Annotated in this window: 18 protein-coding genes; 11 read left to right on the top strand and 7 right to left on the bottom strand. The window is 66.9% G+C overall.

Translation table 11 applies throughout. From position 1 onward, the window contains the following. Window positions 1–8: 8 nt before the first annotated feature. From J7U46_RS11315 to J7U46_RS11300, 4 genes are read left to right on the top strand one after another with little or no spacing between them, the layout of a single operon-like run. Entirely contained in the window at window positions 9–959 is a 951-nt protein-coding gene (locus J7U46_RS11315) for an alpha/beta hydrolase-fold protein (protein WP_282825817.1), read from the top strand. After that, a complete protein-coding gene (gene glgX, locus J7U46_RS11310) occupies window positions 956–3,052 on the top strand; it encodes a glycogen debranching protein GlgX (RefSeq protein ID WP_282825815.1) in 2,097 nt (698 codons plus the stop codon). The genes J7U46_RS11315 and glgX overlap by 4 nt, the downstream gene beginning before the upstream one ends. Further along, on the top strand, window positions 3,049–4,593 hold the full coding sequence (gene malQ, locus J7U46_RS11305) for a 4-alpha-glucanotransferase (RefSeq protein ID WP_349239492.1): 1,545 nt from the start codon (window positions 3,049–3,051) through the stop codon (window positions 4,591–4,593). The genes glgX and malQ overlap by 4 nt, the downstream gene beginning before the upstream one ends. Before the next feature lie 57 nt (window positions 4,594–4,650). Then, window positions 4,651–5,136, top strand: coding sequence for a carboxymuconolactone decarboxylase family protein (locus J7U46_RS11300; protein WP_282825813.1), 486 nt, complete (start codon window positions 4,651–4,653; stop codon window positions 5,134–5,136). Here J7U46_RS11300 and J7U46_RS11295 read toward each other — a convergent pair. Then, a complete protein-coding gene (locus tag J7U46_RS11295) occupies window positions 5,126–6,985 on the bottom strand; it encodes a glycoside hydrolase family 13 protein (RefSeq protein WP_282825811.1) in 1,860 nt (619 codons plus the stop codon). The genes J7U46_RS11300 and J7U46_RS11295 overlap by 11 nt on opposite strands. A gap of 181 nt (window positions 6,986–7,166) precedes the next feature. Between J7U46_RS11295 and J7U46_RS11290 the strand changes: the two genes are divergently transcribed. Together J7U46_RS11290 and J7U46_RS11285 are read left to right on the top strand one after the other, a co-directional pair. Then, window positions 7,167–9,914, top strand: coding sequence for an alpha-1,6-glucosidase domain-containing protein (locus J7U46_RS11290; protein ID WP_282825809.1), 2,748 nt, complete (start codon window positions 7,167–7,169; stop codon window positions 9,912–9,914). Between the two features lie 126 nt (window positions 9,915–10,040). Further along, window positions 10,041–11,243: a tetratricopeptide repeat protein gene (locus J7U46_RS11285; protein ID WP_282825807.1), complete on the top strand. Its 1,203-nt coding sequence runs from the start codon at window positions 10,041–10,043 to the stop codon at window positions 11,241–11,243. A 12-nt stretch (window positions 11,244–11,255) separates the two neighbouring features. Here the strand turns inward: J7U46_RS11285 and J7U46_RS11280 are convergent, their stop codons facing one another. Further along, a complete protein-coding gene (locus J7U46_RS11280; RefSeq protein WP_282825805.1) occupies window positions 11,256–11,591 on the bottom strand; it encodes a YkgJ family cysteine cluster protein in 336 nt (111 codons plus the stop codon). A 33-nt stretch (window positions 11,592–11,624) separates the two neighbouring features. Between J7U46_RS11280 and J7U46_RS11275 the strand changes: the two genes are divergently transcribed. Further along, entirely contained in the window at window positions 11,625–12,068 is a 444-nt protein-coding gene (locus J7U46_RS11275) for a copper chaperone PCu(A)C (RefSeq protein WP_282825803.1), read from the top strand. Window positions 12,069–12,077: 9 nt separating this feature from the next. On the opposite strand, the gene J7U46_RS11270 is transcribed toward J7U46_RS11275, so the two are convergent. Together J7U46_RS11270 and J7U46_RS11265 are read right to left on the bottom strand one after the other, a co-directional pair. Further along, entirely contained in the window at window positions 12,078–13,532 is a 1,455-nt protein-coding gene (locus tag J7U46_RS11270; protein WP_282825801.1) for a bifunctional serine/threonine-protein kinase/universal stress protein, read from the bottom strand. 47 nt (window positions 13,533–13,579) lie between these two features. Beyond that, window positions 13,580–14,323 (bottom strand): metallophosphoesterase family protein, encoded by a 744-nt coding sequence (locus J7U46_RS11265; RefSeq protein ID WP_282825799.1) that lies wholly within the window; start codon window positions 14,321–14,323, stop codon window positions 13,580–13,582. 117 nt (window positions 14,324–14,440) lie between these two features. On the opposite strand from J7U46_RS11265, the gene J7U46_RS11260 reads away from it, so the two are divergent. Next, a complete protein-coding gene (locus tag J7U46_RS11260) occupies window positions 14,441–15,244 on the top strand; it encodes a hypothetical protein (protein WP_282825797.1) in 804 nt (267 codons plus the stop codon). A 164-nt stretch (window positions 15,245–15,408) separates the two neighbouring features. On the opposite strand, the gene argF is transcribed toward J7U46_RS11260, so the two are convergent. Next, window positions 15,409–16,371, bottom strand: a complete 963-nt coding sequence (argF, locus tag J7U46_RS11255) for an ornithine carbamoyltransferase (RefSeq protein WP_282825795.1) — start codon at window positions 16,369–16,371, stop codon at window positions 15,409–15,411. After that, the gene (locus J7U46_RS11250) at window positions 16,368–17,582 is read right to left on the bottom strand and encodes an aspartate aminotransferase family protein (RefSeq protein WP_282825793.1); all 1,215 of its coding nucleotides are present in this window, start codon (window positions 17,580–17,582) and stop codon (window positions 16,368–16,370) included. The genes argF and J7U46_RS11250 overlap by 4 nt, the downstream gene beginning before the upstream one ends. A 219-nt stretch (window positions 17,583–17,801) precedes the next feature. Here J7U46_RS11250 and J7U46_RS11245 point away from each other — a divergent pair, with 219 nt between their 5' ends. Both J7U46_RS11245 and J7U46_RS11240 read left to right on the top strand, forming a co-directional pair. Then, window positions 17,802–18,134 carry a DUF3579 domain-containing protein gene (locus J7U46_RS11245; RefSeq protein ID WP_282825791.1) on the top strand — a complete coding sequence of 111 codons (333 nt, stop codon included), beginning with the start codon at window positions 17,802–17,804 and terminating at the stop codon, window positions 18,132–18,134. A gap of 99 nt (window positions 18,135–18,233) precedes the next feature. Further along, entirely contained in the window at window positions 18,234–18,992 is a 759-nt protein-coding gene (locus tag J7U46_RS11240; RefSeq protein ID WP_282825789.1) for an alpha/beta hydrolase, read from the top strand. An 85-nt stretch (window positions 18,993–19,077) separates the two neighbouring features. Here J7U46_RS11240 and rpsT read toward each other — a convergent pair whose 3' ends face one another. After that, on the bottom strand, window positions 19,078–19,374 hold the full coding sequence (rpsT, locus tag J7U46_RS11235) for a 30S ribosomal protein S20 (RefSeq protein ID WP_282825787.1): 297 nt from the start codon (window positions 19,372–19,374) through the stop codon (window positions 19,078–19,080). A gap of 137 nt (window positions 19,375–19,511) precedes the next feature. Here rpsT and murJ point away from each other — a divergent pair, with 137 nt between their 5' ends. After that, the gene (gene murJ / locus J7U46_RS11230; RefSeq protein ID WP_282825785.1) at window positions 19,512–21,074 is read left to right on the top strand and encodes a murein biosynthesis integral membrane protein MurJ; all 1,563 of its coding nucleotides are present in this window, start codon (window positions 19,512–19,514) and stop codon (window positions 21,072–21,074) included. Window positions 21,075–21,086 lie beyond the last annotated feature (12 nt).

Genomic DNA, 21,086 nt, shown 5'->3' with positions numbered 1-21,086 from the left:
AGATGCCGATGACCCGCCGTCGCGATGTGCTGCTCGCCCTGGCTGCTGCGCCCGCTGCCGCCCTGGGCCATGCTGCAGGTGCCACGGGCCTGCCGGAGGCACCGGGGGCCAGCGCCCAGCGTGTGCAGTTCGGTCGCCTGGAGCGCTGGGCGCCATTCCCGTCGCGGGCCGTGCCGCCGCGGCCTGTGGAGGTCTGGCTGCCGCCCAGCTATGACGGTCGCCGGCCGCATGCCGTCATCTACATGCACGATGGCCAGATGCTGTTCGATCCCAGCACCACCTGGAACAAGCAGGCCTGGGCCGTTGATCGCGTCGCCGCGCCACTGCTGGCTGGCGGCCTGCTGCGCGACTTCATCGTCGTCGGCATCTGGAACCGCCCCGAGCAGAGGCATTCGGAGTACTTCCCGCAGGCCCTGGTGTCAATGCTGCAGGACTCGCCGGTGGCGGCCCGCTACCTGCAGGGCCAGGTCAAGTTCAGTCCGAGCTCGGATGCCTACCTGCGCTTCATCGTCGAGGAGCTGAAGCCGGCCATCGATGCGCGCTATGCCACGATCACGGCGCGCGAGTCGACGTTCCTGATGGGGGCCAGCATGGGCGGCCTGATCAGCATCTATGGCCATTGCGAATACCCGCAGGTGTTTGGTGGCGCAGCGGCGCTCAGCACGCACTGGATCGGCGTCCACGAGCGCAACAACGACATTCCCGGCGCCGCGCTGGCCTATCTGAAGGCCAAGCTGCCGCCGGCCGGCATGCTCCGGCTCTACATGGACCGGGGCACGACCGACCTCGATGCGCTCTACGACCAGGCGCAGCAGCGTGTCGACGCCCTGATGGCCTCGCTCGGACATGGGGCACCGCAACTGGTGTCGCGCGTGTTCGAAGGTCAGGGGCACAACGAACGCGCCTGGTCGAGCCGCCTGGACGAGCCGCTGCGCTTTCTGCTGGGGAAAGGCGCATGAGCCTGCTGCCTCAACAGATCGAGCCCGGCCGGCATGAGCCCTTCGGCGCGCAGGCGCGCGATGGCGGCGTCAATTTCGCCGTGGCCTCTGAACATGCCTGGCGCATCGAGCTCTGCCTGTTCGACACCGACGGCCAGCGCGAGCTCCGCCGCTACGAGCTTGTCGGCCCGCATGACGGTGTGTTCCACGGCTTCCTCCCGGGCGTGGGGCCGGGGCTGGTGTACGGCCTGCGGGCCTATGGCCCCTACGAGCCTGAGCACGGCCACCGCTTCAATCCGCACAAGCTGCTGCTCGACCCGTATGCACGCGAGATCGTCGGGCATTTCCGCTGGATGGCCGAGCACCACGGCTATGAGCTGGGTCATCCCGATGGCCCGCGCTCCTTCGACACGCGAGACAACGCCTTGTTGGCTCTCAAGGGCAGGGTGGCGGCGCCGCTCGCCGGGCCTTCGACGCGCGCCAGCGCGCCGCGCCATGCGGCCAGCGAGCTGCTGCTGTATGAGGTGCACGTCAAAGGTTTTTCGCGCTTGCATCCAGAGATTCCGCCCGAGCTGCAGGGCAGCTATGCAGGCCTCGCGCATCCGGCCTCCATCGCTCACTTCAAGCGCCTCGGTGTGACCACGCTGTCGCTGCTGCCGGTGCAGTACTGCGTGGACGAGCCGCACCTGCATGGCAAGGGCCTGGTGAACTACTGGGGCTACAACACGCTCGGTTTCTTCGCGCCCGATCCGCGCCTCGCGATGGCAGCTCACCGCGACGACCCGACCGCTGTCGTGGCCGAGTTCCGTGCCATGGTCGAGGCCCTGCACCGCGAAGGCCTGGAGGTGGTGCTGGACGTGGTCTACAACCACACGCCGGAGGGCAATGAGTTCGGGCCCTCCTTGAGCTTCCGTGGGCTCGACAACCGGCTCTGGTACCGCCTCGTGGCGGACGACAAGAGCCGCAATGAAAACCTCACCGGCTGCGGCAACACGCTGAATGCCCAGCATCCGCGCGTGGCGCAGTTCGTGCTCGATTCGCTGCGCTACTGGGTGAGCGAGATGGGCGTGGACGGCTTCCGCTTCGACCTGGCGCCGGTGCTCGGACGCACGCAGCAAGGCTATGACCCGCAGGCCGCCTTCTTCGCCGCGCTCCGGCAGGACCCGGTGCTGGCAGGCGTGCACCTGATCGCCGAGCCCTGGGACGCGGCCTACGACGGCTACCAACTCGGCCGCTTCCCCGGTCGTTTCCTCGAATGGAACGACAAGTTCCGTGATGCCGTGCGCGGCTACTGGTTGCAGAGCGGCAAGGTGGGCCGTGGCGAGTTCGCGCGACGCTTCACCGCGTCCAGCGATGTGTTCCATCATGGCCAGCGCCAGCCGGTGGCCTCGGTGAATTTCATCGCGGTGCACGATGGCTTCATGCTGAACGACGTGGTCAGCTACAGCCACAAGCACAACCTGCCGAACGGCGAGGACAACCGCGATGGCCGCGATGGCGAGCTCTGCGCCAGCTTCGGTGTCGAGGGGGCTACCCAGGATGTGGCAATCAACCAGGTCCGCGAGCGCGTGCGCCGCGCCATGCTGGCGACCTTGATGCTGGCCCAGGGCACGCCGATGCTCAATGCCGGCGACGAGATCGCCAACAGCCAGCAGGGCAACAACAATGCCTACTGCCAGGACAACGAGATCGGCTGGCTGAACTGGGATCGGGCCGACACCGGGCTTGCGGCCTACGTCGCCGAGCTCGCGCGGCTGCGCCGCAGCGAGCCGCTGTTGCGGCACGGCCGCTGGTTCGTGGGCACGGGGCATGAACGCAGTGGCGATGCCTGCATCGCCTGGTTCAGCCCCTCGGGCCATGAGATGCAGGTGCACGACTGGCACCAGGCCGACCAGCAGGCCTTTGCCTGCCTGCTGCGCGGCGCGGGCGATGTGGCGGCGCGGTTGGCCCTCGTGTTCAACCCCGACGCGGTGCCTCGGGTGTTCCACCTAAGTTCACAACAGTTCACGGTGTTGCTCGACAGCAGCGGCGAGATCGAGAGTGGCCGACGCATTGCCGCCGGCCAAGGGTTCCAGGCGCCGGCGCGCAGCCTTTTGCTGCTGCGCGCCGGCTGACATCAAGAGAGAAGCAACAAGTCATCATGGATCTGAATCAACGCACGGCCGGCGTGCTGGCCCACATCACCTCCTTGCCCGGCCCCTATGGCATGGGCGACTTCGGCCCGGCGGCCTACCAGTTCGTCGACTGGCTGGCCTCGGCCGGCCAGGGCCTCTGGCAACTGCTGCCCACCACGCCGATCGGCCCGGGCGACTCGCCGTACCAGGGAGTGTCGGCCTTCGCCGGCAGCCAGTGGATGGTGGCTTTCGAGCCGCTGGTGGCCAAGGGCTGGCTCGCTGCGCCCCAACTGCCCGAGGGTGGCTTCGATGCGCTGAAGGTGGACTACGGCCGCGTCCTGCCCTGGCGCGAGCGGCAGCTGCGCGCGGCGGCGGCCGGTTTCTTCGCCAAGGCTTCGGCAGCCGACAAGCAGGCCTTTGCCGACTGGTGCCAGAGCCAGAGCGATTGGCTGGACGACTACGCGCTCTTCATGGCGATTCGCTCGCCCTTGAACGGCCAGCCCTGGTGGGAATGGGCGGCGCCGCTGGCCCGCCGCGAGCCGGCAGCCCTGGCGGCGGCGCGCCAGAGCCATGCCGATGAAGTGAGCTTCTGGCAGTTCGTGCAATGGTGCTTCGACGTGCAGAGCGCCGCGCTCAAGCAGTACGCCAACAGCAAGGGCGTGCACCTGATGGGCGACCTGCCGATCTTCGTGGCGCATGACAGCGCCGATTGCTGGTCGCGCCCCGACCTCTATCACCTGGACGAGAACTTCCAGACCACGGTGGTGGCCGGCGTGCCGCCGGATGCGATGTCCACGGCCGGCCAGCGCTGGGGCAACCCGCTCTACCGCTGGGATCAGATGGCGGCCGAGAACTACGCTTGGTGGACGGCCCGCGTGAAGCGCGCGCTGAGCCAGGCCGATGTGTTCCGCATCGACCATTTCCGAGGCTTTGCGGGCTATTACGAGATCCCGGCTTCCAGCCCCGATGCAAAGCAAGGCCAATGGCTCACCGGCCCGGGCCAGGCGCTCTTCGATGCCATCGAGGCCAGCCTTGGCAAGCTGCCCATCGTGGCCGAGGACCTGGGTTTCATCACAGACGACGTGCACGCGCTGCGCGACGGCTGCGGCTTCCCCGGCATGAAGATCCTGCAGTTCGCCTTCGGAGCCGAGGCCGATCACGAGTTCCTGCCGCACATGTGGCCCAAGGCGAGCGTGGCCTACACCGGCACGCACGACAACGACACGGTGCGCGGCTGGTGGAACAGTGCCTCGCCGCGCGAGCGCGCCTTCGCCGGCTCTTACCTGGCCTGCGGCGAGCACGATGTGCACTGGGCCATGATCCGCGCCTGCTGCAACTCGGTGGCCAACATCGCCGTGTTCCCGCTGCAGGACGTGCTGGGCCTCGGTGGCGAGCACCGCATGAATGTGCCTGGCGTTCTGGGCGGCAACTGGGCCTGGCGCTTCGGCTGGGACATGCTGGGTGCTGAGCCCGCCCGCGTCCTCGGCCTGATCAGCGCCGCCAGCGGCCGTGCGCCGTTCGCGCTCTTGCGCCTGCCCTGAGTCGTCACGCCTTGCTGCCAGAATGGCTGCCTTCCATTCCCTGAAGGCAGCTCTTCCATGGCATTTCCTCACCAGGCCCGCATCGACTGGGCCGAGTTCGAACAAGCGGCGCCCGGCGTCGTGCAGGCCATGCGCGCGCTCACCCAGGCCGTGGACGGTTCGGGGCTGGACAAGCAGCTCACCGAGCTGCTGAAGATCCGTGCTTCGCAGCTCAATGGCTGCGCCTTCTGCCTGCAGTTCCACCTGAACCTGGCGCGCAAACTGCAGGTCGTGCCGGCCAAGATCGACCTGGTGGCCACTTGGGCCGAGGTGCCCGGGCTCTTCACCGAGCGCGAATGCGCGGCCCTGGCCTGGACCGAGGCCCTGACCCTGATGGGCGAGCACCTGTCCACCGGCGCGGCCTATGCCGAGCTGCAGCTCCAATTCACGCCGGCCGAGATCGCCAACCTCACGGCGGCCATAGCGGCCATCAACGCCTGGAATCGCATGGCCGGCGGCTTGTCGTTCACGCCGCCGGTGCCGGCCTCGCAGCTCAGCGCCTGAGTTCGAGGATCAGCGGTGAGCGCGCCGGCACGGTGATCGTGTCGCCCAGGGTGACCGGCTGGCCGCTCATCACGTCCAGGGCCGACTTCGTGCCCGGCAGCATCTCGGCAAAGCGACGCAGGTCCAGCTTGGTGTCCTTGCTGCCCTTGTTCAAGAGCAGCATCACCCGCGGCGCGCCGGGCTCGCTCTTCAGGTAGCGGAAGAGGGCGTAGACGCCACCCTCCGGCGCGTAGTGCATCAGGGCGCCCTCGTGGACCACGCGACTTGTCTTGCGCCAGTTGAAAAGCCGGCGCACATAGTCCTGCGCCTCGCGTTGCTGGGGCTTCAGGCCTGCACCGGTGAAGCCGTTCACCGCGTCGCCGGCCCAGCCGCCGGGGAAGTCGGAGCGCACGATGCCGTCGTCGCGTTCCCTCGGGCTTTGCATCAGGAGCTCGGTGCCGTAGAAGACCTGCGGGATGCGCCGCGTGGTGGCCAGGTAGGCCAGGGCCATCTTCCAGCTGGCGAAGTCTTCCTTCAGGAGCGAGTAGAGGCGCGGCGTGTCGTGGTTGCCTTCGAACAGCACGAGCTGCTCGGGTGCCGGATAGACGAAGTCGTGGGCCAAGGCTTCGTAGAGCTTGGTCAGGCCGCTGTCATGACCATCGGCCTCGCTGAGGGCAGCCAGCAGGGCGCCGTGCAGCGGGAAGTCCATCATGCTCGGTGTGCTGGACACATAGCCGTCGTGGTTCAGCTTGCCGCGCTGCCAGTACGAGACCACGGCCGGATGCGGGCTCCATTCCTCGCCGACGATGTTGAGCTTGGGGTACTCCTGCATCACGCGTGCCGACCAGCGCGAGAGGAAGTCGCGGTCGGAGTAGGAATAGGTGTCGGTGCGTATGCCCGAGAGGCCGGCGTACTCGATCCACCAGATCGTCATCTGCGTGAGGTAGGTGGCCAGCTGCGGATTGCGCTGGTTGAGGTCGGGCATGTTGCGGGTGAACCAGCCGTCGGTGAAGCGCTTGCGATCGCTGTCCGAGGCATAGCGGTCCTGCAGCGTCATGCGGGCATGCTGGGTCTCGGTGTATTGGCCCCATTGGTTGAGCCAATCGGGCGCCGGCATATCGCGCATCCACCAGTGGCTGCCACCGATGTGGTTGAGCACGATGTCCTGGATCATGCCGATGCCGCGGGCCTTGGCGGCGCGGCTCAGCTCGCGGAATTCCTCGTTCGTGCCGAAGCGGGCATCGACCTTGTAGAAGTCGCTGGCGGCATAGCCGTGGTAGCTGTACTTCTCGGCGTTGTTCTCGGAGAGCGGCGTGGGCCAGAGCTGAGTGAAGCCGAGGCCGGCGATGTAGTCCAGGTGCTGGCGCAGGCCGGCGATGTCGCCGCCATGGCGGCCGCCGGGATTGCGCCGGTCATTGCCCTCGGCGAGGCCGGCGGGCTTTGCGCGGTCGGGCTGTCCCTGGGCGAAGCGGTCAGGCACGACGAGGTAGATCGCGTCCTTGGGGCCGAAGCCCTGGCGCTCGGCCGAACCGCTCTCGCGCTGCAGCAGCTGGTAGCGCTGCTTGAGCGTCGTCTTGCCGTTGCTGAAAGCGATCTCGAACTCGCCGGGCTTGGCCTCGGGCGTGATCTCCAGATCCAGGAACAGGTAGTTCGGGTTGGGTGCACGGGTCTGTCTTTTCAGCGTGACGCCGGGTGCCTGGAGCTGCGCCTGCAGTTCGCCGATGCGCTCGCCGTGCACCATCAGCTGCAGCTCGGGGCTCTTCATGCCGACCCACCAGAAGGCCGGTTCGATGCGGGAGAGGGTCTGGGCTTGGCTCATCAGGCAGGTGCTCAGGGCGAGGGCGCCGCCGAGTTTGCGTATCAGGTTCATCGTGGCTGTCCCCATCGGCGTCACGGCGTGGTCCGGCTCGCCTTGTTGTAGCTAAATTACTGCTCAATCTGTCGTTGGCGGTGGCAAGCATAGCGGCTCATTGTCTGACAGGCAAAGTAGATCGTGTTTTGTGAATGTAGTTTTGCTACTATCTTTCAAAACAAGCATGGAGACAGCAAGCATGAAGTGGCAATCGCCGACCGGCAAGGTCTGGCTGTTGGGCCTGGCCCTGCTGACGGTGGGGGTGCAGGCACAGGCCGGCGCCTGTGACGACCAGGGCTTCCAGGCGCTGGTGCAGCCGGCTGCGATGACCGCAGCTGCCGAAGGTCCGGCACAGGCCTATTGGCTGGACCGGCAGTTGCTGCAATGGCCTGGGCAGGTGGTCACTGCCGGCCAGCGCTGGCGCCTGCATGTCTCGGCGGCCGGTGCGCTGGTGGCGCAGATCGGTCAAACGGTGCAAGGCGCGGACGCCAGCCATCTCTTGCAGGTCGACGAGCAAGCGCTGGCGCACGACTTGGCCGAGCGCTTCAAGTTCGTGGCCGCCGGGCCGCGCCTGCGCCTGCGGGTCGAAGACACGGCCCGCCTGCATCAGGCCCAGTTGCTGCTGACCCTCGAGGACGCGGCGGGCCGTGTGCTCGCGTTCACGCGCATTCAAAGCCCCGGCGCCTTGGACGATCTCTACGCATCAGCAGGCGCCATGGCCGACCTGGGTGTCAGCGTGAACCGGTCGGCCAGGACGACTGCTTTCAAGCTCTGGGCGCCCACGGCACGGGCAGTCAGCGTCTGCCTCTACGACAGCGACGCCAGCAAGACCGGCAGCGAGCAGGCCCTGCAGTTCGATGCAGCCACGGGCGCCTGGTCAGGCCGCTTGATGAAGGACCTGTCGGGTCGCTACTACCACTACCTGGTCGAGGTCTTCGTGCCGGGCCAGGGCTGGGTGCGCAACCGTGTCAGCGATCCGTACTCGATCAGCCACGGCGTGGACTCCCGCCGCAGCTACATCGCCGATCTTTCGGCGCCAAACCTGCAGCCGCGCGGCTGGGCGCAGCACCGTCGCCCAGCGCCCTTGAAGGCCGCCACCGACATGGCGATCTACGAACTCCATGTGCGCGACTTCTCCATCGGCGACGCCACCGTGCCGGCCGCCAAGCGTGGCCGCTACCAGGCCTTCACCGAGACGCGCTCGGCCGGCATGCGTCACCTGCGCGCGCTGGCCGAGGCCGGCATGACGGACGTGCACCTGCTGCCGGTGTTCGACATCGCCAGCATTCCCGAAGCTGGCTGCGTCACGCCAAGGGTTCCGCAGGCCGCCGCCGACAGCCCGGCCCAGCAAGCCGCCGTGATGGCCGTGGCCGCCAAGGATTGCTACAACTGGGGCTATGACCCGCTGCACTACGGCTCGCCCGAAGGCAGCTATGCCAGCAGCGCGGCCAATGGCGCGCGCCGCATCCTCGAATTCCGCCAGATGGTGCAGGCCCTGCATGAGGCCGGGCTGCGTGTGGGCATGGACGTGGTCTACAACCACACGCCGGCCTCCGGCCAGTCGGAGAAATCGGTGCTGGACCGCATCGTGCCTGGCTACTACCAGCGGCTCGATGCGCAAGGCCGGGTGGAGCGCTCGACCTGCTGCGACAACACGGCCACCGAGCACCGCATGATGGCCAAGCTGATGGTGGACACGGCCGTGCGCTGGGCCCGCGACTACCGCATCGATTCCTTCCGCTTCGATCTGATGGCGCACCAGCCGCGCGCGGCGATGGAGGCCTTGCAGGCGGCCGTCGACCAGGCGGCTGGTCGCCACATCGAGCTGATAGGCGAGGGCTGGAACTTCGGGGAGATCGCCAACGGCGCGCGCTTCGTTCAGGCCTCACAGCTCGCCTTGAATGGCAGCGGCATCGCCACCTTCAGCGACCGGGGTCGCGATGCAGCGCGCGGTGGCAGCGCTGGTGACAGCGGCGAAGCCTTGCGGCGCCACCAGGGCTGGCTGAACGGCCTGGGCTATGCACCCAATGACGCAGCACGGCCGCGTGACCCGGCCGAGCTGCTGCGCGCTGCCGACATGATCCGCGTGGGCCTTGCAGGCTCCTTGCGCGACTACAAACTCGAGACCTTCGACGGCCAGCACCGCAAGCTTGCCGAGATCCGCTATGGCGACCAGCCGGCCGGCTATGTCTCGCAGCCGGGCGAGGTGGTGAATTACGTGGAGAACCACGACAACCAGACCCTGTTCGACATCAATGTGATGCGCCTGCCGCGAGGCACCTCGCGCGAGGACCGCGTGCGGGTGCAGATGCTGGGCGCGGCGCTGACCGCGTTCAGCCAGGGCATCGCCTACTTTCACGCCGGCCAGGAGCTGCTGCGCAGCAAGTCCTTGGACCGCAACAGCTACGACTCGGGCGACTGGTTCAACCGCCTGGACTGGCGCCTCGCCGACAACGGCTTCGCCGCCGGCCTGCCACCGCAGGGCGACAACGGCCGCGACTGGCCGCTCTTGCAGCCGCTGCTGGCCGATGCCGGGATCAAGCCGCTGCCGGCCGAGATTGCCCAGGCCCGCGCGATGTTCCTCGACCTTTTGAAGATCCGGGCCAGCAGTCGCTTGTTCCGGCTGGACAGCGCGGCCGAGATCCAGTCGCGGCTGCGCATGCTCAACACCGGGCCGCTACAGAACCCGTTGGTGATGGCTGCCGTGCTGGACGGCCAGGGCCTTGCAGGCGCCGGCTTCCAGCGCCTGCTCTACCTGATCAATGTTTCGCCGGAACCGCAGTCGCTTCAGTTCGAGACTGAGCAGGGGCGGGCCTACCGCCTGCACCCGGTGCAGGCCAGTGCAGCGGCGGCCGACCCGCGGCCGCGCCGCCAGGCGGGCTATGAGGCCAAGAGCGGCCGCTTCCTGGTGCCCCCGCGGACGGCCGTCGTCTGGATCCAGAACTAGCGCAAACGAGGGGGCATTGACCTTTGGCACGGGTCTGAAAGCGCACTAGCATCTGAACAGGCAGGCGCAGCACGGGCCCCGGATGGCAGCTTGGCATCGCTTGCCGCGACGACCGTGAGGTGTGCCATGCGAAACCTGTTGTTCAAGGCCGGCCTGTTGGCCACTGCGCTCTTGGTGGCCGGATGCGCCAGCCCGCCCCCCCGCCTCGCACCGAGTGAAATCCCGGCGCTGTTCAAGGACGCCGCCTTCAAGCCGCTGGCGCAAGCCCATGACGACGAGGCCATCTTTGCCCTGAGCCCCGAGATGCGCCAGTTCATGAAGAAGGAAGTGGCGGAGCAGGTGCGGCACAAGGGTGCGCGCTGGGGCCTGGTCGATGCGCTGTACCACAAGCGCAAGCTGCTGCTGGACTACGACGCGGCCATCACGCGCAATGCCTCTGAGGCCTTCGAAGCGCGCGCGGGCAACTGCCTGTCGCTGGTCATCATGACGGCGGCCTTTGCCAAGGAGATGGGCCTGGGCATCACCTACCAGCAGGTCACGACCGAGTCCAACTGGAGCCGCATGGGCAGCACCCTGTTCCTGGCCGGCCATGTGAACGTGACCCTGGGGCGCCGCTGGCAGGAAACCGCCGCCTTCTCGCTCGATGCCGACTCGGATCGCGGCATGGACTCGATGACCATCGACTTCGTGCCGCCCGAGCTGGGCCGCGCAGAGCGTATACGCAAGCTCGACGAGCGCACGCTGGTGGCCATGTTCTACAACAACCGTGCGGCTGAAGCCATGGTGGCCAACGAGCTGGACCAGGCCTACTGGCTGGCCCGCGCAGCGATTGACCGCGACCCTAACTACGTCAATGCCTACAACACCCTGGGCGTGATCTACCGCCGCCATGGCGACCTGCTGGCGTCTGAGCGGGTGCTGCGTCGGGTCTATGAGCTGGAACCCAACAATCCGCAGGTGATTGGCAATCTGGTGGTTGCCTTGCGCGACATGGGCCAGCATGCGGAGGCCGATCAGTTGCAGCGGCGGCTCGATCAGTTGCAGCCCGACCCGCCCTATGCCTTCTTCGACCGTGGCGTGGCAGCGATGAACGCGGGCAACTTTGTGCAGGCCCGGGACCTGTTCCGCAAGGAAATTTCCCGTGCCGCCTATGTGCCGGAGTTCCATTTCTGGATGGCCCTGGCTGACCTGCGCCTCGGTGACCTGGCCAGTGCCAGCAAGCACATGGAGTCCGCCAAGGACTACAGCACGACGATCAAGGACCGCGACATCTACGCCACCAAGCTCGACAAGATCAAGGGCTACCGGGCGACCGGCTACAAGCCCTAGCGGCGCAAGGCCTCAGAGCGGCGGCAGGCCGTGCCGCGCACGGGCGCGGTTGCAGGCCTCGTCGCCGATCCCGAGCGGCGCGCGCAGCCCGAATTCGCGGCAGGGCGAAGGGCGCCATTCGTAGATGCCGCAGCTGGCCTTGACGCCCACCGTGCCGACGAGCGCAGCGCAGCGCGGGCTGGCGTGGTCGGTGCCGCGCATGCGGGCCAGGCTGTGGTTCAGTTCGCCGCACAGGCCATCGGGCACGCTGCCGCCTTCGCTCATCATCTCCTCGCGGGCGAAATCGACCCGGAAGCTGGCGCAACAGGCGCCGCAGCGGATGCAGGGGTTGTCGGCAGGGGAACTCATGGCGTCAGTGTAGGTCTGGCTATCATGCGAGCCATGCAAAAGCTCCGCCTTCCCCTCCTTGCCTTGCTGGCCGGTCTGGCCAGTTTCTCTGCCCATGCCCAGCTGCAAGTGAGCGGCGCCTGGGCGCGCGCCACGGTCGCACAGCAAAAGGCCAGTGGCGCCTTCTTCCAGCTGAAGGCCGACGCCGATCTCCGCCTGGTCGAGGCCCGTTCGCCGGTGGCCATGATGGTGGAGATCCACGAGATGGCGATGGAGGGCTCGGTAATGCGCATGCGCGCCATCGAAGGCCTGGACCTGAAGGCCGGCAAGACCGTGGAATTCAAGCCCGGCGGCCTGCATGTGATGCTGATGGGCCTGAGCAAGCCCTTGAATGCCGGCGACAAGCTGCCCATCACCCTCGTCTACGAGGACAAGGCCAAGCAACGCCGCGAGGTGCAGGTGCAAGCCGAGGTTCGGAGCCATCCCAAGGCGCAATGAGCGCGGCGGCTAGCGCTCCCTGACCACGGTCACCGTGCAGTCCGATTCCGCCAGTACCTGGGACGACACGCTGCCCAGGTAGCGCCGCAGCGCCGAGGTGCCGCGCGCACCCATCACGATGTGATCGATGCCGTTGCGGCTGGCGAATTCGATGATGGCGCTGGCAGCGTCGGGGGCCTCCAGCACGTGGAAGGTCAGGCGACCGTCCTCCAGGTTGAGAGCGCGGCTGATCGGGCGGGCCCATGATTTCAGCGCGATCAGCTGCTTCACATGCAGGCTCTGGCCGCTGGCGTCGGTCAGCTCGTCCATGCCGAGGCGCGCCGTCTTCATCACGCTGACGCAGGCCAGGCGCGCGCCGCTCTCGGCCTGCACCACGCGGCGCACGTGCTCGCAAAGCTGTTCCAGCAGGGCCGGCGTGGCGCTTTCGGTGTCGATGGCCGCCATGATGATGGGGCTGCGGTCCAGCTGCTCGCTGGCGCGGGCCGGTGGCGCCGGTTCGGCGCCGAGTGCGAAGAACCAGCGCTTCAGGGTCGTCAGGCTGCTGCTGCCCTGGGTCTTCTCGGCGCGCCGGGTCAGCGCCACGCTTGCGGGGCTTTGCAGGTCCAGCATCAGCTGGGCCGCGCTCTGGTAGCGGCGCTCGGGCTTGACCTCCAGGCAGTGCAGCACGATCTCCTGGAACCAGGGCGGCAGCTTCGGGTCGATGGCGCGCAGCGGCACGGGCTCTACGTAGAGGCGGCGGCGCAGGCCGCGCACCGAGCTGGGCTGGCCAAAGGGCCGCTCGCCGGTGGCCAGGTGGTAGAGCATCACGCCCAGTGCGAACAGGTCGCTGCGCGGATCGTTGCGGATGAACTGCACCTGCTCGGGCGACATATAGGGCCCGGTGCCCATGGGCAGCGAGAACTCTTCTTCGAGCAGGTCGGGCAGGTGGTCGTGGCGCGAGAGACCGAAGTCCACCAGCACGGCCCGGCCGTCCGGCCGGAACATGATGTTGCTGGGCTTGATGTCCAGGTGCACCACATGCTGGCGGTGCAGGTCCTGCAGGGCCAGGGCCACGCGGATGCCGATGTCGACCACCTCTTCGAGCGGCAGCGGCGCATCGTCCAGCCTCGGCCGCAGCGAGACGCCCTCGATGCGCTCCATCACGATGTAGGCCTGGCGCGTCCAGTCGCCCCGGGCGACGAAGCGCGGCACATGCGGGCCCTTGAGTGCCGGCATCAGCATCTGCTCGACCTCGAAACCGACGATGGTGGCCGGGTCTTCGCCGCCCTTGATGCGCGGCACCTTCATCATCAGCCGGAAGTCCTCGCCCGCTACGGGCGAGACGCGCGAAACGCTCCAGAGGTTGGCCATGCCGCCCTGGTGCAGGCGGGCCTCCAGCCGGAAGCCGTCGATGATCTGGCCGGCCTGCAGCGGGGCGGAGGAGGGCGGGCTGAGGATGGAGTCGGGAGCGGCGGGTGCTGGCAAGACCTGGCCCTTTCTGGCTTCGGCGGCGGCTGTGCAGCCTGGCTTGGCTACTCGCCGAGCACCAAACGCTCGGCCAGCCTGGCGGGCAGGCCGGCCGCACGCACGCTGGCGGCTGCGGCATCTGCGTCATAGGGTACGCGCTGAAAGCTCAGCAGACCTTGATCGGTGTCGAAGATCGCGTAGCAGGCGGCCGGGTTGCCATCACGGGGCTGGCCGCAGGAGCCGGGGATGCTCAGCCACTGGCGGTTGGGCAGCAGCGGAATTTCCACGCCTGCCTGGGGCGTGAACTCGCCGGCCTTGCCGGTGCCACTCAGGTGGAACAGCATGGGCTCGTGCATGTGGCCGCAGAAGCTGTAGCGCGCCTTGGTGGCATGCATGCTGCGCACCGCCTCGAGCCGGCCCTGGATGTACTCGAAGCCGGCCGGGTCGTAGGCATTGGCGTGCACGAACAGCAGCTCGCCGCGCTCGGCCATCATCGGCAACTGGCTCAGGAACTCGAGCTGCTCGGGGCGCAGCTGGCTGCGTGTCCATTCGATCACTTCGCGCGCCTCATCGCGCATGCCGGGCAGCGGGCCGCGCACCACGGCGCTGTCGTGGTTGCCCATCACCGCGACGGCGCCGTCCTTGACCAGTCGCATGACCTGGTCCAGCACCCAGGCCGGGTCGCCGCCATAGCCGACGAAATCGCCCAGCAGGGCATGGCTGTCCACGCCCCGGCTTTCTGCGTGCGCGAGCACCGCACTGAGAGCCTGGCGGTTGGCGTGGAGATCGGAAATCAGGGCGAGCTTCATGAGGCCAGCATGTTGCCATGCCGGTCTGACGCCGCACTGAACAAAGCATTCGGGATGGTGCCCAGGCGATGCCCGGTCAGTTCGATCACAATGAGCTAAGCCCTGTATGGAGTCTGGATGAGCCGAGCTTGCCGGCGGTTGTTGAGTTGCCTGCTGCTCCTGCCGATGTTGGCCTGGGGGCAGTGTTCGCGCGTGCTCAAGGTGCCGGTGGCGCCCATAGGCCTCAGCGTGACTGTGGAGGGCGATGTCGTCGGAGGCGTCTATCCGGATCTGTTGCGTGGCCTGGGCGAAGGTTGTCGTTTCGAGTTTTCCACGGTACCGCGTGCGCGACTCGAGCTGATGTTCGAAAGCGGTCAGGCCGACCTGCTGGTGCCCGCCAGCCGCACGGCGCGGCGCGACGAGCTGGGTCTGTTCGTACCCCTGGTGCGCAGCCGGCCGGCGCTGGTTTCGTTCAGCGAAGCCAAGGACAGGCCACCTGTGCGCTCACTGGATGAGCTCTTGCGCCGGCGTGAGCTGCGTGTGGTGCTGGTGCGAGGCTTTGACTATGGCGAGGCGTACCAAGTCATGCAGCGGGAGCTGGGCGCTCAAGGGCGGCTGATGCTGGCGGTCGACGCCCTGGAGGCGGCGCGCATGCTGAACCTGGGCATGGGCGATCTGACCGTGATGGCGCCCAGCATCGTGGCCGGTGCGATGCACAACGATGCCCGCTACAAGCCGCTGCTGGCCAAGCTGCGGGTCGAGCCCATGAATGAACTGCCCTGGGGCGATGCTGGCGTCTACCTCTCCAAGAGCCTTCCGGCACCGGATCGGCAGTTGCTGCGCGAGTTGCTGGAACGCAGCGTGCGCAGCGGCGACGTCTGGAAGACCTTTCAGCGCTACTACCCGGCCAACATCCTGGCGGATGGCCTGAAGCAGCGCTGAGGGGTATCAGCCGATCCGCCCGAGCAGAAGGTACTCCATGAGTGCCTTTTGCAAATGCATCCTGTTTTGGTGCGCACCCGCCACTGACGCGGCTTCACTTTGCTGACACAAAGTGAGTGCGCCCCGAATCGCATGCCAGCCCTCTCGGGCTGCCGTCCCGGCTTTCAGCCGATACGGCCGAGCAAAAGGTACTCCATGAGTGCCTTTTGCACGTGCATGCGATTCTCTGCCTCATCCCACACGACGGACTGCGGCCCGTCGATCACCTCGGCCGAGACCTCTTCGCCGCGGTGGGCTGGCAGGCAGTGCATGAACAAGGCGTCCGGCTTGGCGACCGACATCATTTCCGCGTCCACACACCAGTCGGCAAACGCAGCGCGGCGTGCCTCGTTCTCGGCCTCATAGCCCATGCTGGTCCAGACATCGGTCGTGACCAGGTCGGCGCCACGGCAGGCGTCCATCGGGTCCTTGAAGACCTTGTAGCAGGACGAGTCCTTGATGCCGGCCACGGCCGGGTCGATCTCGTAGCCGCTGGGCGTGCTGACGTGGACCGTGAAGCCGAGGATCTCGGCCGCCTGCAGCCAGGTGTTGGCCATGTTGTTGCCGTCGCCCACCCAGGCCACGACGCGGCCCTTCAGGCAATCGGCATCAACGATGCCTCGCCGGTTCATGCCGCGGGCTTCGATGAAGGTGAACAGGTCGGCGAGGATCTGGCAGGGGTGGTACTCGTTGGTCAGGCCATTGATGACCGGCACGCGCGAGTGAGCGGCAAAGCGCTCGATCTTGGTCTGCTCGAAGGTGCGGATCATCACGATGTCGACCATGCGGCTGATCACGCGTGCGCTGTCCTCGACCGGCTCGGCGCGACCGAGCTGGCTGTCGCCGGTGGTCAGGTGCACCACCGAACCTCCCATCTGGTACATGCCGGCCTCGAAGCTCACGCGCGTTCGCGTGCTGGCCTTCTCGAAGATCATGGCCAGCGTGCGGTCTTGCAGCGGCTGGTACTTCTCGTAGTTCTTGAAGCGCCGCTTGATGGTGGCGGCGCGCTCGAACAAGTGGGCGTACTCCTCGGCGCGCAGGTCCTTGAACTGCAGGTAGTGGCGCATCAGGCTGGAACCGGGCTTCATGACTTGGGTGCGGCCACGAAGGCCTTGATCAAGGGCACGAGGATGGCGGCAATCTGCGCAGCCTCTTCGCTCGAAAGAATCAGCGCCGGCACCAGGCGCACCACCTTGTCGGCGGTCACGCTGATCATCAGACCGGCTTCGGCCGCCTGAAGCAAGAGCGGGCCGGCCGAGCGGTCGAGTTCGATGCCCAGCATCAGACCCTGGCCGCGCACCTCGACCACGCCGGGCACACCGGCCAGTTGCTCGGTCAGCGCGGCCTTCAGCTCGCCGCCGACCTTGGCGGCATTGGCGAGCAGGCCTTCTTCCACCATGATCTTGAGCGTCTCGACGCCGGCCCGCATGGCCAGCGGGTTGCCGCCGAAGGTCGTGCCGTGATTGCCGGGTTGCATCACCTTGGCGGCGCGCGGGCCGCAAACGACAGCGCCCACCGGCACGCCCGAACCCAGGCCCTTGGCCAGCGGCATCACGTCGGGCACGATGCCCGCCCATTGGTGGGCGAACCATTTGCCGGTGCGGCCGATGCCGCATTGCACTTCATCCAGCATCAAGAGGATGTCGTGCTCGTCGCAGACGCGACGCAGGCCTTGCAGGAATTCGATGCGCGCCGGGTTCACGCCACCTTCGCCCTGGATGGTCTCCAGGAAGATGCCGGTGATGTTGGGATGGGCCTTCAGCGCCGCCTCGACGGCCGCGATGTCATTCAGCGGCACGCGCACGAAGCCGCCGACCAGCGGGCCGAAGCCCGCATGGATCTTGGGGTTGGCCGTGGCCGACAGCGTGGCGATCGAGCGGCCATGGAAGGCGCCGTCGAACACGATCAGCTCGGGGTTGGTGTTGCCCCGGTCATGGCCATACTTGCGCGCGATCTTCAGTGCGGCCTCGTTGGCTTCAAGGCCCGAGTTGCAGAAGAAGGCGTTGGTCATGCCGGAGATCTCGACCAGCTTGGCGGCGAGTTGCTCCTGCAGCGGCACGTGGTAATAGTTGCTGGTGTGGATCAGCTTGGCGATCTGTTCCTGCAGGGCTGGCACCAGCTTGGGATGGGCGTGCCCCAGCGTGTTGACTGCTATGCCGCCCAGGCCGTCCAGGTATCGTCGCCCGGCCGTGTCCCAGACCCAGCAGCCTTGACCATGCGACAAGGCGATGGGCAGGCGGCCGTAGGTCTGCATCACATGCGGCTCGGTGGGCGCGACGGGCGGGACGGGGGCGTTCATCAACTCTCCAGTGCAATAGGGGAAGGGGGAGGGACTGACCCGCAAGGCAGGCCGGCCGATGATTCTACGGGTCGACCCCAGGTCGGGCCGTTCGGCGTGCGCTCTGTCAATCGGGCGGTGCGACTTTGTTGCACGCTTGCTGCGCCGCAACAAGGCACAATAGTGGCCGTTGTCTCGAGGGCCTGCCGCCCCGAGTTGTCTGCCCCGCTTAGCGAGCCCATGAGTCTGCCGCCCAAACCGCGCGAAGTGTTCATCCAGGGACTGACCCTGGAAGGGCGCACCTTCCGTCCCAGCGACTGGGCCGAGCGTTTGGCGGGCGCCATGTCCTGCTTCCGCCCTGGTGGCAACACCGGCCGCATCGGCGACCACATCGGCTACTCGCCCTACTGCGTGCCTCGCGTGATCAACGGTATCAAGTGCGTGATCGTGAACGAGGAACTGAAGGCCATCGAACCGATGGCCTGGGACTTCGTCATGAATTTCGCGCGCGACAACCAGTTGCAGGTCGCAGAGGCCTGTCTGCTGCCCGAAGCGCCGCCCAGGAAAAGCTGAAGGGCGTCACCGAACCCGGCTTCAGGGCTTGTCTCGTGGCGCCTACGGGGCGCATTTCGGGGGTGTGGCACGCAGCTCGCTTGAGATAACCTTGCGCCAATGTTGTCTTCAGCCGCCATTCCCGACCTCACCAGTGCTTCGTCTGAGCCCGTGACTTGGGTATTGCTGCGGGGTCTCAGCCGAGCGGGCACGAACTGGGGCGAGTTTCCAAGGGTCTTCGTCAACCAACTGGCCAAGCTGCAGCCCGATGTGCGGGTACTGCTGCTGGACCTGCCGGGGCATGGCGAATTGCGTGATCAATCCAGCCCCAGTTCGATTGCAGCCTTGGTTGAAGCCTGCCGGGCCGACCTGCAGCGGCGAGGTGTGGGCGCGCCTGTCCATCTGCTCGCCATGTCGCTCGGTGCCCTGATTGCCAGCGAGTGGGCGGCGCGGTATCCGCAAGAGGTGCGCGGCGCCGTGTTGATCAACACCAGCCTGCGGCCTTTCAGTCCCGTGCTCCGGCGGCTGCGGCCCCTGGCGCCGCTGCAGTTTCTGGGATTCGTTCGTTCTGCATCGGCGGGCGACGGCGTGTCCTCCAGGGTGCGATTGAGCAACGCGTGGCGTCAGTTGCTTGCTGCCTTGCGTTTTCGTGCCAGTCGTGCGCGACCTGAACCGCCCATGCTGCTGCTGTGCAGCCTTGGTGATGGCCTGGTGGACTGGCGTTGTTCGCAGACGCTGAGCCGCGCCTGGGGGGTGCCGCTGCGCATGCACACGGCAGCCGGCCATGATCTGCCGCAGGATGATCCACCGTGGGTGGCCGCAGCGGTGTCGGAATGGGTGGCGCTTCGCAGTCAAAACGAAACGTCAGCGCCACGCTGAATGAAGCTGCTGCTGCGGCGGCGATGGAGAGCACAAACAAAAAGCCCGCCGAAGCGGGCTTTGAGCTTTGCACCAGAGCTGGCTATTAGGCGGCCAGCGCCTTGATCTTGGCGGACAGGCGGCTCTTGTGGCGAGCGGCCTTGTTCTTGTGGAAGATGCCCTTGTCGGCAACCGAGTCGATCACGGCCTGAGCGGCCTTGAACAGTTCGGCGGCCTTTGGCTTGTCGCCAGCGACAACGGCCTTTTGCACGTTCTTGATGACCGTGCGGAATTTGGAGCGCAGAGCCGTGTTGGCTGCGTTGAGCTTGACGTCCTGGCGAGCGCGCTTGCGGCCCGATGCCAAACGGACGGTCTTCTTCTTGGCTTTGGAAGAGGTTGCCATGCTGTGAATCTACCCAGTTGGTGCAAAGACCGCGAGTATAGCAGTTTTGCAGAGCTGGAGAAGGGTTTACCGCCATGCGCGGTTCAGATGGCGCTTTCGCACGGAGATAATGCGGCGCTCCGACCGACATCCTGCCGATGAATCTGCTGCGCGCCGCTTCCTTTGTTTCCGTCCTGACCCTGGTGTCGCGCATCACCGGTTTGCTGCGGGAAAGCCTGGTGGCGGCGCTGTTCGGGGCCTCGGCGCTGACGGACGCCTTCCAGGTCGCCTTTCGGATTCCGAACCTGCTGCGCCGACTGTTTGCCGAGGGCGCATTTTCCCAGGCCTTCGTGCCGGTGCTGGCCGCCACGCGGGCCAAGGACGGTGACGAGCCGACGCGCGAGTTGATCAATGCCGTTGCCACCGTGCTGACCTGGGCCCTGGTGCTGACCTGCGTGCTCGGGGTGATCGGCGCGCCGCTGCTGGTCTGGATGCTGGGGGCGGGCCTGAAGGAGGGTGGCCGGGAAGCCGCGGTTGTGATGACGCGCTGGATGTTCCCCTACATCGGCTGCATGTCCCTGGTGGCCTTGTCGGCTGGCATTCTCAATACCTGGAAGAAGTTCATGGTGCCTGCTGCCACGCCGGTGCTGCTCAATCTTTCGGTGATCGCCTCGGCTTGGCTGCTGGTGCCGCGCCTGCAGGCCTGGGGCTGGCAGCCCATCTATTCGCTGGCCATCGGCGTGATGCTGGGCGGGCTGCTGCAACTGGCGGTTCAGGTGCCAGCGCTCAAGCGCCTGGGTCTGTTGCCACGCATCGGTCTGTCGCCGGCGGCGCTGCGTCGCTCCTGGCAGCAAGCCGGCGTGCAGCGGGTGCTGACGCAGATGGCGCCGGCGATCTTTGGCGTGGCGGTGGCGCAGATCTCGCTGATGATCAACACGCAGATCTCGACCTTCATCGGCGAGGGCGTGGCCACCTGGGTCAGCCTCGCGGACCGGCTGATGGAGTTCCCGATCGCCCTGCTGGGCGTGGCCCTCGGCGTAGTGCTGACGCCCCAGCTCTCGGCTGCCCAGGCCAAGGGGGAGGGCAAGGGCTATTCCGACCTGCTGGACTGGGGTCTGCGCTTGGTGGTGCTGTTCGGCCTGCCTTGCGCGGTGGCGCTGCTGGTCTTCCCCGAGCCCATGGTGGCCGTGCTCTACCACTACAAGAAGTTCCAGGCCCTGGATGTGGCCAACACCAGCCGGGCCGTGATGGGCTATGGCGCCGGCCTGTTGGGCCTGGTGGCGATCAAGGTGCTGGCACCTGGCTATTACGCCAAGCAGGACACGCGCACGCCGGTGCGCATCGCCATTGGCGTGCTGGTGCTGACGCAGCTGCTCAATGCGCTGTTCGTGCCTTTCCTTGGTGCCGCCGGCCTGACGCTGTCGATAGGCCTGGGTGCATTGCTGAATGCCGGCCTGCTGCTCTGGGGGCTGCGCCGCCGGGGCAGCTACCAGCCGCTGCCGGGCTGGGCCTTGTTCGCCCTGCGAGTGCTGGTGGCCAGCGCCGCCATGGGTGGATTGCAATACCTGCTGGCCACTCGGATCGACTGGATCGCCCTCGGCCAGCATGGCGTGATGCGTGCCTTTGCCATGGCGGGTTGCCTGGCAGGCTCGGCCCTGCTGTACTTTGCGGTGCTGCTGCTGAGCGGCCTCAAGCTGCGGCAGTTTGTCCGGCGCGGCTGAGATCCATAAACT

Origin of the sequence: Pelomonas sp. V22 (assembly GCF_030014915.1) — a bacterium.
In the GTDB taxonomy this organism is placed as follows: domain Bacteria; phylum Pseudomonadota; class Gammaproteobacteria; order Burkholderiales; family Burkholderiaceae_C; genus JAUASW01.
The sequence above is the reverse complement of the archived record's forward strand: the minus strand, read 5'-3'. Positions and strand labels throughout refer to the sequence as shown.